This is a genomic window from Streptomyces sp. V2I9, assembly GCF_030817475.1.
GTDB lineage: Bacteria > Actinomycetota > Actinomycetes > Streptomycetales > Streptomycetaceae > Streptomyces.
In genome coordinates, this window is sequence record NZ_JAUSZJ010000002.1 from 4,930,764 (window position 1) to 4,946,963 (window position 16,200).

The window sequence follows — 16,200 nt, forward strand, 5'->3', positions numbered from 1 at the left end:
CGTCACCGCACCCGATGCCGCTCCTGGCGGACGCCCTGGTCGCGGAGGCTGCGGGCCACCTGACCCCGGTGGATCCCGCCCTGTACGCGGCCGAACTCGCCGACTGCCACCCCGGCGCCCTGGTGGTGGCCGTGTACCGGGGGCCGCGCTGCTGGCTGCGATTCGGCTCCCGGCACCGCCTGCTGGTCGGCGAGGAGGGGTGGCCGGTGCAGTCCTGGGCGGCGTGGGCGTCGGTCGCACACGTCTGGCTGGTGGCCGGGCTGGACCCGGCCGCGTTCGACCCGGCCGCCGTACGGGTCGTCAGGACCGTTCGCGGCCATGCCCCGGCCCTCTCGGCGCCCTTCCCGGACGGGTCCGTTCACGGGGGCGCGCCGACCCGGCCCGTCCCCGCCCCGGACAGCCTCGTGCCCTGTTACGCCCCCGCCCCGCCAGGGTCCGCCGCCAAGGGCCCCGTTCCCGGCGGCGTGGGGGGCGGATGCTCCGTGTCCGCGGGCTCCAGCGCATCGAGCCGAGCCGCCGCTTCGACCGCCTCCGCCGCTCCGGACCGGCCGGCCGACGCGTACAGGGACAGCGCCTCCCGGTAGTACTGCCGGGCCTGTCGTGGCTGCCCGCGCCGCTCGGACAGCTGGGCCAGGCTTCCGAGTACGCGGGCCGCCTCGAACCCGGCGGACTGCGCCCGCAGCGCGGACAGGGCCGCCGACAACTCCCTCTCCGCCCGGTCGAGCCTGCCCAGGGCCACGCAGGCCCGGCCGGTCAGTCCGGCGGCCCGTGCCGCGTTGTACGGGTCGCCGGCCGCCTCCAGGGCGAGGCGGGAGGCCTCGGCGTCGTCGGCCGCGTCCGCGAACCGCCCCCGCGCCAGCGCGACATCGGCGAGATTGAACCGTGCCAGCGCACCGGCCCGGAGGTCGCCGAGGGCGGGCAGCTCGTCGGCTGCGCGGGCGAACAACCCGGCCGCGCCGTCCAGTCGCCCGAGCCGCTGGTGGGCCAGCCCGCGGTAGTTCAGCGTCCGCGCGTACCCGAGGGCGTCACCGCGCTCCTCGAAGGCGACGGCGGCCCGTTCGAACATGGCCAGCCCCGCTGCGGGGTCGCCGGTGGCGAGCCTTCCCAGGGCGCCGGACGTCAGCATCCGGCAGAACGCCTCGCCGTCCCCCTCCTCCTCGGCGGCCAGCAGCCCCTCATCGTGGGCCTCGATCCACTCGCGGTACACCTTGCGACGCGGGAACAGCGGCCACAACGCGTCGGTCAGCTGCCAGGCGAGCTCCGGAGCGCCCATCGCCCGCGCCCGACGGATCACCGCCATCAGGTTGGGCAGCTCCCGCTCCAGCCAGTCCAGCGCCGTATCGGCCTCCGTCCGCCCGTCGACGGGGCCGAACTCCTCCGCCGTGATCGGTTCGGGCCCGACGTCCCGCGTGAAGCCCCGCTCCAGGCCGGCGCGCCCGGGCTCGACGACCTGCTCGGCCCGGTCCGCGTTGGCGAGGTAGTGGTAGCCGATGCGGAGGAGCGCACCGGCCCGTTCCTCGCCGCCGGCGTCCTGTGCTGCCCGCTCGGCGGCGTGCAGCCGCACCAGGTCGTGGAACCGGTACCGTTCGCGGCCCGTCGCGTCCGCGACATCGACGAGCAGATTCGCGTCGTGCAGCGCCTCAAGGGCTTCGACCGCTTCCCCGCCCAGCAGCGTCCGCGCCAGCGGGACACCGAACTCCCGGCCGGGGTGGAGCCCCAGCAGCCGGTAGAGACGGGCCGCCGCGGGGGGCAGGCCCTGGTAGGAGAGGTCCAGGGCCGCCCGCACGTCGTGGTCCCCCTCTATGGCCAGTGCCTCCAGTCGCTCGTGCTCCTCGGACAGTGCCCGGACCATGGTGGTGAGCCCCTGCCGGGGGCGGGCCGCCAATCGCGCTCCGGCGATGCGCACCGCGAGCGGCAGCCCCGCGCAGAGCGCGACGAGTGCTCGCGCCTGGTCGGGCTGGGCGGTGACCCGGCCGTCGGCGAGGGTCGTGTCGAGCAGTTCGACCGCAGCCTCGGTGGACAGGGGGCCCAGGTGAACCACGTGTCCCCCGTCGAGGCTGAGCCCCGGCATCCGCCGACGACTCGTCACCGCCGTCACACACCGCCCGGCGGGGAGCAGCGGCCGGACCTGGGCGGCGGTCGCCGCGTCGTCCAGCAGCACGACGAGTCTTCGTTCGGTGGTCAACGACCGGTAGAGGGCGACCCGTTCGCCCAGCGCCGACGGCACTTGGGCGGCGGGGACACCAAGAGCCCGCAGGAAGCGCGCCACCACCTCGCCGGGATCGGCGGGACCGCCCGGTGCCTGCGCGCCCAGGTCGGCGTACAGCTGACCGCCGGGAAAGTGCGGGCGCAGCGTGTGCAGCCAGCTCAGCGCGACCGCCGTCTTCCCCACCCCGCCCAGTCCGCTCACCATGGCCAACGTGGGATGCCCCTCCTCGGTGGCCCGGCGCCGGTGTGCCTCCAGGGCCCGAAGTTCCTCCGTGCGGTCGGTGAGCCGCACCGACGGCGGTAACTGCCAGGGCGGCGGCACCTCCTCCCGGAGGGCGGGACCGGAGACGTGGATGCCGCCGTGCACGCTCCCCGTCTGCACCACGAAGCCGTGCACCGTCCCGCTCAGGTCGTTGGCGTTGGTGCTGTGCTCGTGCCCCCGCATGCGTCCCCCTCCGGACAGCCGAGTACCGGCTTTCACCAGACATCCTTTCCCTACGGGTGGCCGCTACCCGGACTCACGGCAACCGGCCCCGGACGGGTCGATTCCCCACCGGCGTGGATCGCGGCCTTGGCATATGTCATAGGCATGCGCGCCCGTTTGCGGCGACGGTACGTGCCCTCGCCGCGTCACCGGGACGTTTGCGCGTTCTTCCTCCCCGCAGCCACTCGTTGTGGCACCGTAGTTCGACTTGCGTCGCAGCTGTTCGGACCGGAGCGCGGCAAGAACCCTCACGCGCCGGTCCGGGCCCGGGTCCGAACGGTCGCCGCCGGGCCCGGCCGTCCGGCCGAGGCGGGTGGCGGGGCCCCGGAGCGCGGCCGGGAGTCGGCTCCGCGTCCTTCACAGGTTCTCCGCCTAGCCCACCGCCCTTTGTGGCACCGTGGATCGACCGGTGATCCGGACGTCGGGACGTCCGGGCATCCGCTGAGGGGGGACCTTGATGCGACTTCGTACCGCGGCGGCCTCGGCCGCACTCGTCCTGGGTGCTGTGGCGGGTGCGTCGGCCTGTTCATCCCCGGCGGCCCCTGACGCCGGCCGGCCTGCCGCCCCCACCGCCCCGGCGCCCGCGGAGGGGCTGGAGGGGAAGATCGAGACCGGTGAACGAGCCGAGGGACTGCCCGAGATGAACGAGCAGAGCGTGGCGGGCCCCGCCCGGTGCGCCACGACCGCCGCCGAGATCCCGGCGGACTGCGCGCTCGACCTCACGTTCGCCGAGTTCACCGAGGGCGAGCGGGCCGACGGGCCGCCGACCCTTCCCTGAGGAGCGCCGCGGCAGGAGCGACAGGAGGGCGGACACACGGCCGTGTGTCCGCCCTCCTCGGTGTGCGTGCGACGCCGCGCCTCGGTGTCCGTGCGACGTCGTGCGGGTGACGCGTATCACCGGAAGCGCCTTCAGGGGCACGCGTGTGGCACACGCGTCACAGAAGCCCCTTCCATCCGTCACAGTGATCTCTTAGTCTCACACCCTGTTCACATGTGGTCATGGATGATCTCGACCTAGAGGTCAAGCGCGGGGGTAGCGAAGCATGCGTGGAAACTGGCGCTCGAAGCTGAGCGTTATGGCCGGGGCGTCGGCGCTCGCGCTCTCGGCCGTCACCGCGACACCGGCGCTCGCCGACGACACGTCCGGGGCCCCCGTCGAGGTGCGGATGCCCGCGGACGTGGCCATCGTCGAAGGCAGCGCCGCGGACCCCGGCACCGAACCGGGCGCGGCCGTCCCCTTCCCCGCGGACGAGGACGAGACGGGAACGACCCGGCAGGCGGACGCGGTGGTGTCCGCCCGGGCCGCCCCGCCGTCGAACACCTGCCTCGGGGGCGTCGCCGCCTACGGGGCGAAGGGGTGCTTCCAGCACAACGGCGACATCGTCTGGGCCGGCGACACCGAGAAGGACGGCATGTCCGCGGCGGTCGGGGTCTACACCGACTACGGGCGCGCGGCCGAGGTCTGCGTCAACAAGCTCGGTGTGAACACCTGGGCGACCTGCAACAAGGACTACCGCGAGAACGGCAACGTACGCCTGCGTGTTCTGCGCTACGACGGCGACACCGGGAAGTTCTACCAGCCCGAGGCCTGGTCGGGTTGGATCCCGGTCGACGGGAATTTCTGAACGGCGGGAAGTTCCGACCACCCATCCGGGGGGTGAGCCGGGCCACGCGCTCCGCTCGCCCGCACGGGGGCGTGGCATGCGCGGGGGGAACACGAAAGAACCGGACCAGCCTGTGCTGGTCCGGTTCTTCGATCCGGGAGTGCCCCCGGCAGGATGCGAACCTGCGCACCCGGCTCCGGAGACCGATGACGTCCCGAAGGTCGGTTCAGGGCGGCGACCCACCTGATGTCTCGTCAGAGGTGCGGTCCCGCAGGTGTCCCGCCGAAATGCCTTCTCGATCGGCCCATTTCCCCGGTCGGTTCGATCGGCCCGCTCGGTGAGACCCTCGTGCGCTCCCCCGAAACAAGCGGCCTCAGCTCCGTTGACACTCGGTGACGATCTTTGGTGAAGGGGCTCCGGGGCCGAGGTCGGGCACCTGGTCCGCCACCGACTCTTCGGCGCCGACCTGCTCGCGCCGGAGACCGTCGCCACGGGGGCGGGGGCTGCCCGCTGCCACGGACGCGGGGCCACCGCCCGCCCCTGGAGGCGGGCGGTGGCGGTGGCGTGGTGTCAAAGGCCGCGACTCGTCCCTGGGGTCGAACTCGGTAGGGACGGGGGAGTGGAGCCCTGGCCGGTAGCCGCTGGGGGTTTCGGTCCGGAGAACGCTTGCAGGCCGGCGACGGCGCTGGTGACGCTCTGGTCCCCGCCTGGCTTCTCCATCCGCACTGCGACAGCGAGTGCTCTTTGTATGAGGTCTCGGCTGAACGGGTCGAATGCTGCACCAGCTCTAGCCCCCAGGGCGTCCGGATACGCTTGCTTCAGGGCCACCCAGTGTGCGTACTCCATTTCGGCAAGTTTCTTGGACGCCTCACGGAAGTCCGGACTATCGAGAGGGACGTTGCAGAGCTCTACGACGTCTTCCTGCTGGAAGAACTTCCTGTTCCCCTCGGATCCTTTTTTCTCCGTACAGAATTTTGAGGGTCCCGGCGGATTTTGCGACGACTTTCCCGAGTGTCTTTGTGTCACCGTAACGATCGGTCATGTCCTTGATGAGACCCTCGCGGTCGTTTGCGTCCGGCGATTCCGTTGCATTTCTCAAGCTTAGGAGAGCCTTGAACACTGGGGTCCTCTTCCCGAAGACCTGGCTGGATGTCTGTGTCCGGTACAACGCACGCGGACGGCACAGAGGTTCAACCGGAGAGGGCGACGGAGCGTCGGAACCGATGGAGGCAGGTCGCCCGCTCCCTTCCCCGCACGAGGGCGTGGCCCCGGCATCGGCACGTACACGCGACCGGGATGGCCCCATGGTGGCCCGGTTCCCTCTCCACGCTCGGACCCGAGGGCTCCGTCAGCCCGGATCGTTCACGAAGCGCCGTCGCACGTCCCGGTCAGACGCTCGCCGCGGACGAGGCGGCCGGCTGCGGCACGGCCGCCGTGACGACCCCGCGCTCCTCCAGGGCCAGGCGCAGGGCGCGCAGGGCGTAGTAGGCGCGGGACTTGACCGTGCCGGGGGGGATGCCCAGGGCCGTGGCGGCCTCCTGGGTGGACCTGCCGACGAAGTACGTCTCGTAGAGCACGTCGCGGTGCGCCTCGGACAGCGCCTTGAACGCCTCGCCGACCACGACCGACCGGAGGACGTTCTCGATCTCGTCCGCGTCCGCCGACATCTCCCGCAGCCAGTTGCTGCCGTCGATCTCGCACGGGCGGGCGAGGCGGCGGCGGTGGCCGTCGATGACCAGGTTGCGGGCCACCCTGAAGAGCCATGGCCGCAGCGTCGCCGCCCCCACGCTCAGGTCCTGCTTGCTCCAGCAGCGCAGCAGCGTCTCCTGGATGATGTCCTCGGCCCGGTGGCGGTCGCCGCCCACCAGGCGCAGGACGTAGGTGTAGAGCGGTCCGGCCTGCTCCTCGTACAGGACGCGCAGGGTACCTCCCCCGGTGTCCCGCGACTCGCTCGACCCCATCAAAGACCATTGCATCGTGTACTCCCCGCCTCGGCACCGCTGTTCTCCGGGCCGGGAGTCTCACGGGGTGGTGTCCACGGGGCGTTGACGGTCGATTGACGGCTCGTACATCGGTCAGGGTGGTGGTCACGGGGAAGCGTTCGGTGAGGGCGTCGGATCCGGTGGGGGTGTCGGGTCCGGTGAGGACGGTGTCGGTGTCGGGGTCCGGGGAGGGGAGGTGGGGGCGAAGGACGGGGGCGGGGCGCCGATTCCCTCGTACTTTGCGAACATCGCCCGGATGGACACGACGTAGCCCGTGGTCCGGTTGACGGCGGGGATGCCGCCGGCCTGGCGTACGGCTTCCACGTCCGTGTTGTAGGCCGCGAGTGTCAGGTCCAGCACGGAGCCGATGGCCTGACCGCTGTCCACGAGGCCCTGGACCTCTCCGGCCAGCGCGCAGAGGTGGCGGCCCTGCGCCATGATCGAGTCGGCCGCGTCGAACGCGGAGACCTTGCCGTTGTCGTCGTCGTCCTCGCCGTACTGCGTGAACACCGCCGGGGAGAGCTGCGAGATTCCCTCCTCCCCCTCGGGGCCGACCTTGTTCGGATCGAAGCCGGACTCGCGATCCAGTTGGGCGGCGACCACCACCGGACCGATCGCCTCGCAGAGCGCGCCCGCCGCCTTGATGGACTCCAGCAGGTCGGCGGGCACCTGAGCGGGGTCGAGTTCGCCCTTCCCGTCCCCCTGGAACACCTCCACGACCTTCTTGGCCTCGACGGCCGGTTCCGTGCCGCCGCCTCCGAACAGCTGGATGAGGACGATGAGCGGATACAGAAGCACGCCGAGCCCGCCGAGGATGATCACGACGACCACCGTGCCGAGGAGTACGGCCGGCGAGGCCAGGCAGCCGAGGCCGCCCATCGCGCCCATGGCGGCCTTCGCGGAGCTGCTGGGGCCCCCGGAACTCATGAGCTGATCACGCTGTCTCCCTGTCGCCGGCGACCGTTGCGGCCGTCTGTTCGAAATGAGTCGTCGGAGCCTTGAACCGGTGTCGAGGGGCTCGCGTTGTGGCTGTCTGACGGAGCTCGACGGTCTCGAAGGATCAGAACGGGTTCTGGACCGAACCAGTTCAAACACGAAGAAATCAATCGCCGGAAGAGAGGGTGGGGCACGCATGACTGTCCCTTCAGCGGAGCCCGCCGGTCCGCGGATGTGGGTACGGGGGCCTACGCGTCCACAGCCCACCGGGGACCCGGTGGCTCCGCAGGACGTGGCCACGGTCCCGCGGCCGGCCGCCGCACGGGGGGTCACGAGCACTGCCGCCGCGAGCGGGCGGCCCCAACGGCCGCGCAGGGAACAGCGGGGGGCGCTGTCCGCCGAAGGGCTCGGCTGGGTCGGCGCACACGGCGGGGCCGGTGCGAGCACCCTGGCGCGGGTGCTAGGAGGCACCGACCTCGGGTGCGCGTGGCCCGACCCGGCCCGGGGAGAACCCGCCCGGGTCATGCTGGTCGCCCGCACCCACGCGGACGGCATGCGGGCGGCGTCCCGCGCCCTCAACGCCCTTCGGGAAGGCCGTCACCCCGCCGGAATGGAACTGGTGGCGCTGGTGCTCGTCGCCGACGCACCAGGCCGCCTCCCTCTCGTACTCGCCAACCGGGTCCGGATCCTGAGGTCCGCCGCCCCGGTGCGCCGGATCCCGTGGATCGCCGCCTGGCGGATGGGCAAGGAGACGAGAAGACTTCCCAAGCAGCTGTTCCGGCTGGGCGCGCTGGCCGGTACCCGTCCCGACGGGGCGGGGGAGCGACGATGACCGTTCTGCCCCTGGCGGCCGTCCCGCTCGCCGCCACGTTCTCGCCCGGTCCGGAGGCCGGCCAGCTCCTCGGTCTGCTCGCCTGGTGCGCCTCCGCCGCCGGAGTGGGCGGCGTCATCACGGTGGGCACCCTGATGGCGCTCCAGTTGCGCGGCGGCGAGCCCGGGGAGGGCGGCCAGCACTTCCGCGGCCTCTTCTTCGTCATGCTCGCCAGCGTCCTCGCCTCCACGGCCGGCCCCCTCGTGGCCGCCCTCGGGTCACTCGCGCTCTGACCCGCCGGCCACCCGCCGAGACCCACGCGCGGCCCGCCCGACGCACCGGACGCCGCCGTGGCCACCCCTTTCACCCCGACGCACCAGATGCCGCCCCGGCCACCCCGTACACCGCCACCGCACGGTGGCGCACGACCTCGCAGGAGACAGCCATGACATCGCACCTCCCCTTCCTCCTCCACGCCGCCGCGAAGGTACCCACTCCGACCCGCCGCGCTCCGCAGGCGCTCACCAGCAAGATCGACGTGGTGCTCGGCATCGCCGCCTGGGCGGGCACCGCGGCGGGGGTGGCGGGGGTTCTGATCACCGGCACCATGATGGCCATCTCCATGAAGCGGGGCGAGAGTTCCGAGCACATGAGCCGTCTCGGCATGGTGCTGGGCGGCTGTGTGCTGGTGGCCACCGCGGGCCCGCTCGTCTCCTTCGTCTTCGCCTAGAACCGGAAGGGGGGCGGACACCATGTTCGGACGCAACCAGCGGGAGGCCGGGACGGACCGGCCGTTCTGGAACCAGCGGGGGTGGCTCTTCTCCGCGGCCTTCCTCGTCGTCGCTCTCGTCGCCTCCGGGGCCGCCTGGCTGTCGACGGACGACGATGCCCCGGCCGCCCGGCAGGGGAACCCCGTGGGCAAGGGACCGTTGTCCTCCTCCGCGCCGAAGGACGGGCGGCCCGACCCGGGGGAGGAGGGAGCCGCCACCGCACGACCCGGCGACTGCCTGACGGACGACAGCGACCAGACTCCTCCATCCGTGTCGCCCCAGGACCTGCGGTGGCAGGAGCTGGGCCTGACGAAGGTCCCCGTATCGCCCTCGGCGGGCCCGGTGCGCACCAGTGGCGCGGTGATGTGGTGCTTCGCCCGCACACCCCTGGGCGCGGTGCTGGCCGCCCACGTGATTCCCGCCCGGATGAGCGGCGAGGACTGGCAGACGGTCACCGATCAGCAGGTGGTCCCCGGACGTGCGCGGGATCTCTTCGTCGCGCAGCGGAGCACCGTCCCCCCGTCGGCCGCCAACGGACGCGCGGCCGGCTCGTACGCCGGGTTCGCCCTGGATTCGTACTCCGAGGAGAGCGCCGTCGTGCAACTTCTCATCAAGCACGGTTCGGGCAGTTACGGGACGACCTTCGTCACCGTGACCTGGGACGGCGGTGACTGGAAGGTGCGGGCCAACCCCAACGGGACGCTGTACTCCTCGTTGACGACTGTGGCGGGCAACAACGGATTCACCATGTGGGGGGTGTGACGTGGCCTGTCCCACGGGTGACCCGCTGGTCGACGCGATCAGCGGCTTCTTCGACTTCCTGGACGACCCGATCGGCACCATCGTGTCGGGTATCGCCCAAGCCATTCTCGCCGCTGCCGTCTCGGCCTTCGGTGAGCTGACCATGTCCATTCCCACCCTGTCCACGGCCTCCACCACCCCCCAGCAGATCAACGGCCAGACGCAATGGGTGGTGGTCTACCTCGCGGTCGGCTCGCTGCTCTTCGCCGCGATCCGGATGGCCCTCGAACGCCGGGGGGAGGCCGGGACGACCGCGCTCAAGGGTCTGCTGCGGGTGATACTCGTGGCCGGAGCGGCGACCACCGTGGTGACGGCGACGGCGAGACTCTCCGACCGGTACGCCGACCACCTCTTCAAGCAGGCGGCGAGCGAGACGCTCCAGGACAACATCGGGTGCCAGAACTCCGGCGGCATCGAGGCGTTCCTGCTGCTCATCCTTGCCTTCCTGCTGCTGATCGCCGCCATCCTGCACACGATCCTGCTCTACATCCGCCTCGGCGTGATGCTCGTGCTGCTGGGCACGCTCCCGCTGGCCGCCGCGGCCTCCATGACGGACTGGGGCAACGGCTGGTGGCGCAAGCACATCGGCTGGATGATCGCCTGGCTGATCTACAAACCGGCGGCCGCGCTGGTCATGTACGCGGGCGCCGCCATGATCTCGAACGACCAGCAGAACGGCGTCCAGGAACGCATCGCCGGTATCGGCGTGATGCTCCTCTCCGCGGTCGCGCTGCCCGCCCTGCTGAAGCTCATCGCGCCCGCGACCGCGGCGCTCGGTGGCGGCAACGGCGTCGGGGACGGCGTGACGGCCGCGGGCGGCGCGGTCGCCTCCGGAGCGAAGTCCCTCGCCTCGGGAAGCGGCGGCAGCGGGGGCGGAGCGGCGGGGAAGTCCGGGCCTTCGGGAGCACCGGCCGCCGCCGGCGGCGCCGGTGCGGCCGGGAGCGAGGGCGGGTCGGGAGCCTCCGGCCGGCAGAGCGCCGCAGGCGGCTCCGGCGCGGAGGGTCAGCCGCCCGCGGGGGGCACGCCCGGCGGGACGGGTGCGGCCGGTGCCGGGACGGCGGGTGGTGCGGGTGCGACCGGTGCCGGGACGGCCGGCGGCGCGGGTGCGGCTGCCGCCGCGGGTCCGGCGGGACTCGCGCTGAGCGCCGCGATGTCCGCGGCGCAAGGCGTGGGGCGGATCGCGAGCGGCGCCCTGGACGGCGCCGACGGGGACGCGGGCCACAACCGCTAGGGCCGGTCGTCGGACCGGGCCGGGCCGGTGAACCCGGCCCGGCACCCCCGGGCCCCGCCGGCGAATGCCGCCCCTGACCCCTGACCCCTGACACGGCACCCCTGACCCCTGACACGGCACCCCTGACCCCTGACACGGCCTCGGGCATCGACCCGGCCGAGCTACTGAGAAAGGAAGCAGAACCATGGCTACGGAAGCCGTTACGCATCCCACCTACGGGAATTGGCGCCGCCCCCGGCGGCCGGGCCTCGGCCCACTCGGCCTGATCGGTACGGTCGGCGTCTTCGGCGGACTCGTCGTGGTGCTGCTCGCCTCGCTGATCTCGCTGGCCGCCGCCGTGGTGGTGCTCGTCCCGCTGGTCGTCGTCATCGCCCCGCTGGCTCTGCGTACCCAGGACGGCCGCAACCTCTACCAGTTGCTCGCCCTGCGCATCGGCTGGTTCCGCCGCAAGTCCAAGGGCGCGCACATCTACGTGTCCGGACCGCTGTCGCAGCGCCCGGGCGGCCGGTTCAGGCCGCCCGGGCTGCTGAACCGGGTGAGCGCCAGTGAGGGCCGGGACGCCTACGACCGCCCCTTCGGAGTGCTGCACCACCGCTCCCGCAATCTCTACTCCATCGTGCTCGGGTGCGAGCCGGACGGTGGATCCCTGGTCGACCCGGACCAGGTCGACGTATGGGTGGCGATGTGGGGCGAGTGGCTGGCCAGGCTCTCGCACGAGCCGGGGCTGCGAGGCGCCTCGGTCATCGTGGAGACCGCCCCCGACCCGGGCACCCGGCTGGCCGCCGAGGTGCTGCCCCGCATCGCCGAGGACGCGCCGCCGGCCGCGCGTGCGGTGATGGAAGAGGTCGTGCGGCGCTACCCGTCCGCCTCGTCCGAGATGCACACCTACATCACCCTCACCTACGGCGTCCCGGCGGGGCAGAAGCGCAAGCACGAGGACGTCGTCAACGACCTCGCCATCCGCCTCCCCGGTCTGCTCAGCGGACTCGTCGGGGCGGGCGGAGGCGCGGCGTACGCGCTCTCCGCCGAGCGGATCGCCGAGGTCGTACGGGTCGCCTACGACCCCGCCGTCGCGGCTGACGTGCTCAGCGCACGCGCCGAGCACGGCGGTACGGGACTGGAGTGGGACGACGCCGGTCCGTCCGCCTGTGTCGAGTCGGTCAAGTCCTATCAGCACGACTCCGGTTACTCGCGCAGCTGGCTCCTCACCCTCGCCCCGCGAGGCACGGTGCGCTCGGGCGTGCTGCGCAACATGCTGGAGGCGGCGCCGGGAACCCGGCGCAAGCGGGTCGCCCTGCTGTACCGGCCCATCGATCCGGCGACCTCCGCGCGGATCGTCGAGGCGGACCGCCGCAGCGCCCAGTTCATGGCCACGTCCGGGCGCGGGATGGTGCAGGCGCGAGCCGCGTCCGAGGTGCGGGCGGCCGAGCAGACGGCCGCGGAGGAGGCCTCCGGCGCGGGCCTGGTGGAGTTCTCGCTGATGTTCACCGCCACGGTCGACTCCCCCGACCAGCTGGAGGAGGCCGACGTCACCGTACGCAACCTCCTGGCGTCGTCCCGCATCTCCATGCGCCCCGCCGACCGGATGCAGGCTGCCGCGTTCAGCTGCACCCTGCCCGTCGGCATCCTTCCGTGGGAGCAGACATTGATCCCGCACGAGCTGCAGGAGGCACTGTGAGCGGCATCCCCACCTCGGTGCGCGTCCTCGACCTGGGAGCCGACTGGCCGGCCGGCTCGTCGGGCGCCGACACCGCGCTCAGCCGGATCTCGTTCGCGGACGCGGACACCGCCGGGCCGGACGAGGGCGTTCCCGGCGGCGACAGCGGCAACGGGCCGGCCGCCGCGCCCTTCGCGGGGGCCACGAAGTCCGGGAGGAAGCCGGGGAAGAACACCGGGAAGGGCAAGGCCGGGAACCGGGGCGGGTCCGCCCGCCCCGTCCGCGAGGCGTACGTGCCCTCGCGGGGGTGGGCCGGCCCCGGTGGCGGGAGGGTCGGCTACCTGGACCCGCCCACCATGTGGCGCGCCACGAGCGTGCAGGCGTGCGGCCTCTGGCCGTTCGCCGCCGGTTCCGGGGCGCCCATGAGCGGGGTACCCCTCGGGCAGCACATGTTCACCGGGGCGACCGTGTGCGGGGACCCGCTGTCCTGGTTCACCCGCGCCCGGTACATCTCCAACCCCTCGCTGTTCATGCTCGGGATGCCGGGCCTGGGGAAGTCGACGCTGATCAACCGGATGCTCATCGGACTGTCCGCGACCGGTGTCGTTCCGCTGGTGCTGGGTGACCTCAAGCCGGACTACGCCGACACGGTGCGGGCCCTCGGGGGTCAGGTGATCTCCATCGGGCGGGGCGTCGGCGGCATCAACGTCCTGGACCCGGGCGCGATGGGCGCCGCGGCCGACCGCATCGGCGGGGAGGCGGGGCAGGCCCTCGCTGCCGAGACCCATGGCCGGGTCCTCAACATGGTGGCCGCGCTGATCACGATCGTGCGCGGCCGTCCCATGGACGACCACGAGCAGTCGGTGCTCTCCGTATGTCTGCACCACCTGCGTGAACGCACGCCGCGGGGCCACACGTTGCTCCTTCCGGACCTGCTCAAGGTGCTCGACGAGGGGCCCGCCCGGGTGCGCGCGGTCACGCTGGACCGGGGGGACGACTCCAGGTACCGCGACGCGGTCGATCCCCTGCACCGCTCGCTGCTCGGCATTCTGGACGGACCGCTGGGTGGCACCTTCGCCTCGGAGACCTCCACCCACATCAACCCGGACGCCACCGCGGTGTGCATCGACATCTCGCGTATCGGCGAGGCCGACACCCAGCTGACGGCGGCGGCGATGCTCGCCGCCTGGTCGGACGGACTCGGCACGGTCGCCGCTTCCCACGCGCTCGCCGACGCGGGGCTCGCACCACGGCGCTGGTTCTTCACCGTCCTGGACGAGCTGTGGCGTCCGCTGCGTGCGGCGTCCGGGATCGTCGACCGTATCGACGCGCTGACCCGGCTCAACCGCTCGCTCGGTCTGGGCGACGCCAAGATCACCCACACCCTCAAGGACGCCGAGGCGCTGGGTACCGACTCCGACCGGGCCAAGGCACGTGGCTTCGTCGAACGCGCGGGCATGGTCGTCGTAGCCGGACTGCCGCGAGCGGAGATGGAGGACCTCGGCAGGGTGGTCGGCCTCTCCCGGCGGGAGATCGAGCTGGTCTCCTCCTGGTCCTCGCCGCCCGGCTGGGCGAGCACCGGAGCCGATGAGGAACCACCGGGCCGCGGCCGGTTCCTGATCAAGGTGGGCGGACGCCCCGGCATCCCCATCAAGGTGGCGATCACCGACACCGAGCGGGGGCTGCACGACACCAACACCCGCTGGGCCTCGAACGGTTACGCCGAGGCGCGGGCCGCCGAGCGGGCCGCGGCGCACGCTGCGGTCCTCGCCGAAGGACCCGGCCGCGCCCTCGCGGAACTCGGCCCCGCAGTGGACCTGTCGCGTCCGGTGGCCGATCTGTCCGCCCCGGTCTCGGGCCGGCCCGCATGAGCGGGCGGCCCGGCGGCCGGCCGGGAAGCGAACTCGCCCCCTGGGCGATCGTGGGTGTCGCGGGTGTGGCCCTGGTCCTCTTCGGGGTGACCTGGCTGGGCGGCACCCTGGGCGCCGCTGTGACGGGAGCGGGCTGGCATCCACCGCCCTTCGTCATGTCGACGTTCGGCACACTCGTCACCGAGGGCCCGGACCGGCTCTGGCCGGGTGCTTCTCCGTACGCGGTGTACGCAGGCGTCGTCGCCCTTCTCCTGGTGCTCGCCGCGCTGACCGTGCCGGTCGTCCGGCTCGCCCTGCGGGGACGCGGCGCGGGTGCGCACTCCGCCGGCCTCGCCGGCCGGAAGGAACTCGCGTCGATGTGCCCCAAGGGCATCGCGGCGCGCGCCCGCGAACTGCGCCCGACCCTCAAGGGAATGAAGGAGCTCCACCCCGACGAGACCGGCAACCTCCTCGGTGACCTGGAACCCTCGGGGCCCGAACTGCGCTCCTCCTACGAGGACGTGGAGCTGGACCTGATGGCCCCGCGCGCCGGGAAGTCCACCGGGATCGCCATCCCACGGGTGCTGCGCGCACGTGGGGCCGTGCTCCTCACCTCGAACAAGTCGGACGTGTACGCCGTCACCCGCGCCGAGCGCGAGAAGATCGGCACCGTCTGGACGTTCGACCCCCAGGGCATCGCCCACACGCCGCGCGAGATGTGGTGGGACATGCTCGCGGAGTGCGTCACCATCGAGGGATCACGCCGGCTGGCGGGCCACTTCGTGGCCTCGGTCAACGACGACGCCTCGCAGAAGGACTTCTGGATCTCGGCGGCCCAGAACACGCTGACCGCCCTGTTCCTGGCGGCGGCACGCGGCCGGGCGCCGGTGACCGATCTGCTCGGCTGGCTCGCCGATCCGGCCGACCGCACACCGATCGACCTGTTGAGGGAGGCCGGACTCGCGGCCATGGCCGAGCAGTTGCAGGGCACGGTGCGCGGCGCGGTGGAGACGCGGGACGGAATCTACGAGACGGCCCGGCAGTGCGTCTCCTGCCTTCTGGACCCGGGCATCCTGGCATGGGTGACGCGCGACCCCGACGTGCGGCAGTTCCGGCCGGAAGAGCACGTGCTGGGGCGCGACACGCTCTATCTGCTGTCCAAGGACGGGGGCGGTTCGGCGGCCGGGGTGATCGCCGGTCTCGCCGACGCCACCATGCGGGCGGGGGTCGTCGCCGCCGAGCGGATGGGAGGCCGGCTGGACCCGCCGATGACGGCGGTGCTCGACGAGGCGGCGAACGTCTGCCGCATCGCCGATCTCCCCGACCTGTACAGCCACTTCGGTTCACGCGGGATCAACGTCGTGACCCTGTTGCAGAGTTACCGCCAGGGCGCCCGTGTATGGGGGGATGCCGGCATGGACGCGCTGTGGAGCGCGGCCACGGTGAAACTGCTCGGTGCGGGGCTGGACGACGCGGACTTCGTGGAGAAGATCTCCAAGCTGGTGGGCCAGCACGATGTGAGCACGGTCAGCGTCTCCAGGAGCAAAGACGGCTCGTCCCGTTCCACCTCCTACCGCCAGGAGCAGGTGCTGCCCCCCGACCGCATCCGGGCGCTGCCGAAGGGCACGGCACTCCTGCTCGCGACCGGCGTGCGGCCGGCCCTGATCCGGCTCCGCCCCTGGTACAAGGAGCCGGACGCCGGTCACATCTCGGCAGCGGCGAAGGCGGAGGTGGCGGCCATCACGGACCGGGCCGCGCGCTCCTGGTCGAAGCCGGACCCGACGAAGGCGGAAAGCGGGCTGGAGTCGGCCTGAGAGGGGCGTGGCCGGACGGGCACGCACACGTGCGGATGGGCGGGGGACCCTG

13 protein-coding genes are annotated in these 16,200 nt (G+C 72.5%); 10 read left to right on the forward strand and 3 right to left on the reverse strand.

The window, feature by feature from the left end:
• Positions 1 to 412 precede the first annotated feature (412 nt).
• Positions 413 to 2,653 (reverse strand): NB-ARC domain-containing protein, encoded by a 2,241-nt coding sequence (locus tag QFZ71_RS21810; RefSeq protein WP_307669853.1) that lies wholly within the window; start codon positions 2,651 to 2,653, stop codon positions 413 to 415.
• A gap of 496 nt (positions 2,654 to 3,149) precedes the next feature.
• Between QFZ71_RS21810 and QFZ71_RS21815 the strand changes: the two genes are divergently transcribed.
• Both QFZ71_RS21815 and QFZ71_RS21820 read left to right on the forward strand, forming a co-directional pair.
• Entirely contained in the window at positions 3,150 to 3,470 is a 321-nt protein-coding gene (locus QFZ71_RS21815; RefSeq protein WP_307669854.1) for a hypothetical protein, read from the forward strand.
• Positions 3,471 to 3,735: 265 nt separating this feature from the next.
• Entirely contained in the window at positions 3,736 to 4,317 is a 582-nt protein-coding gene (locus QFZ71_RS21820) for a hypothetical protein (RefSeq protein WP_307669855.1), read from the forward strand.
• Between the two features lie 1,367 nt (positions 4,318 to 5,684).
• Here QFZ71_RS21820 and QFZ71_RS21825 read toward each other — a convergent pair.
• Together QFZ71_RS21825 and QFZ71_RS21830 are read right to left on the reverse strand one after the other, a co-directional pair.
• Complete coding sequence (locus tag QFZ71_RS21825; protein ID WP_307669856.1) at positions 5,685 to 6,272, reverse strand: sigma-70 family RNA polymerase sigma factor; 588 nt, start codon at positions 6,270 to 6,272, stop codon at positions 5,685 to 5,687.
• A 111-nt stretch (positions 6,273 to 6,383) separates the two neighbouring features.
• Positions 6,384 to 7,205, reverse strand: a complete 822-nt coding sequence (locus QFZ71_RS21830; RefSeq protein WP_307669857.1) for a lytic transglycosylase domain-containing protein — start codon at positions 7,203 to 7,205, stop codon at positions 6,384 to 6,386.
• Positions 7,206 to 7,446: 241 nt separating this feature from the next.
• On the opposite strand from QFZ71_RS21830, the gene QFZ71_RS21835 reads away from it, so the two are divergent.
• From QFZ71_RS21835 to QFZ71_RS21870, 8 genes are all read left to right on the forward strand, one after another.
• On the forward strand, positions 7,447 to 8,046 hold the full coding sequence (locus tag QFZ71_RS21835) for a DUF6668 family protein (protein WP_307671546.1): 600 nt from the start codon (positions 7,447 to 7,449) through the stop codon (positions 8,044 to 8,046).
• On the forward strand, positions 8,043 to 8,318 hold the full coding sequence (locus QFZ71_RS21840) for a hypothetical protein (protein ID WP_307669858.1): 276 nt from the start codon (positions 8,043 to 8,045) through the stop codon (positions 8,316 to 8,318). The genes QFZ71_RS21835 and QFZ71_RS21840 overlap by 4 nt, the downstream gene beginning before the upstream one ends.
• Before the next feature lie 152 nt (positions 8,319 to 8,470).
• Complete coding sequence (locus tag QFZ71_RS21845; protein WP_307669859.1) at positions 8,471 to 8,755, forward strand: hypothetical protein; 285 nt, start codon at positions 8,471 to 8,473, stop codon at positions 8,753 to 8,755.
• Positions 8,756 to 8,777: 22 nt separating this feature from the next.
• On the forward strand, positions 8,778 to 9,557 hold the full coding sequence (locus tag QFZ71_RS21850; protein ID WP_307669860.1) for a hypothetical protein: 780 nt from the start codon (positions 8,778 to 8,780) through the stop codon (positions 9,555 to 9,557).
• Between the two features lies 1 nt (position 9,558).
• A complete protein-coding gene (locus QFZ71_RS21855) occupies positions 9,559 to 10,827 on the forward strand; it encodes a hypothetical protein (protein WP_307669861.1) in 1,269 nt (422 codons plus the stop codon).
• A 184-nt stretch (positions 10,828 to 11,011) separates the two neighbouring features.
• A complete protein-coding gene (locus QFZ71_RS21860; protein WP_307669862.1) occupies positions 11,012 to 12,505 on the forward strand; it encodes an SCO6880 family protein in 1,494 nt (497 codons plus the stop codon).
• A gap of 272 nt (positions 12,506 to 12,777) precedes the next feature.
• Entirely contained in the window at positions 12,778 to 14,355 is a 1,578-nt protein-coding gene (locus tag QFZ71_RS21865; RefSeq protein ID WP_307671547.1) for an ATP/GTP-binding protein, read from the forward strand.
• A complete protein-coding gene (locus QFZ71_RS21870; RefSeq protein ID WP_307669863.1) occupies positions 14,352 to 16,148 on the forward strand; it encodes a type IV secretory system conjugative DNA transfer family protein in 1,797 nt (598 codons plus the stop codon). Before QFZ71_RS21865 ends, QFZ71_RS21870 begins: the two co-directional genes overlap by 4 nt.
• Positions 16,149 to 16,200 lie beyond the last annotated feature (52 nt).

Coding starts and splice junctions, on each gene's coding strand:
- QFZ71_RS21810 (WP_307669853.1), bottom strand. CDS start 2,653: ATGCGGGGGCACGAGCACAGCACCAACGCCAACGACCTGAGCGGGACG.
- QFZ71_RS21815 (WP_307669854.1), top strand. CDS start 3,150: ATGCGACTTCGTACCGCGGCGGCCTCGGCCGCACTCGTCCTGGGTGCT.
- QFZ71_RS21820 (WP_307669855.1), top strand. CDS start 3,736: ATGCGTGGAAACTGGCGCTCGAAGCTGAGCGTTATGGCCGGGGCGTCG.
- QFZ71_RS21825 (WP_307669856.1), bottom strand. CDS start 6,272: ATGCAATGGTCTTTGATGGGGTCGAGCGAGTCGCGGGACACCGGGGGA.
- QFZ71_RS21830 (WP_307669857.1), bottom strand. CDS start 7,205: ATGAGTTCCGGGGGCCCCAGCAGCTCCGCGAAGGCCGCCATGGGCGCG.
- QFZ71_RS21835 (WP_307671546.1), top strand. CDS start 7,447: ATGTGGGTACGGGGGCCTACGCGTCCACAGCCCACCGGGGACCCGGTG.
- QFZ71_RS21840 (WP_307669858.1), top strand. CDS start 8,043: ATGACCGTTCTGCCCCTGGCGGCCGTCCCGCTCGCCGCCACGTTCTCG.
- QFZ71_RS21845 (WP_307669859.1), top strand. CDS start 8,471: ATGACATCGCACCTCCCCTTCCTCCTCCACGCCGCCGCGAAGGTACCC.
- QFZ71_RS21850 (WP_307669860.1), top strand. CDS start 8,778: ATGTTCGGACGCAACCAGCGGGAGGCCGGGACGGACCGGCCGTTCTGG.
- QFZ71_RS21860 (WP_307669862.1), top strand. CDS start 11,012: ATGGCTACGGAAGCCGTTACGCATCCCACCTACGGGAATTGGCGCCGC.
- QFZ71_RS21870 (WP_307669863.1), top strand. CDS start 14,352: ATGAGCGGGCGGCCCGGCGGCCGGCCGGGAAGCGAACTCGCCCCCTGG.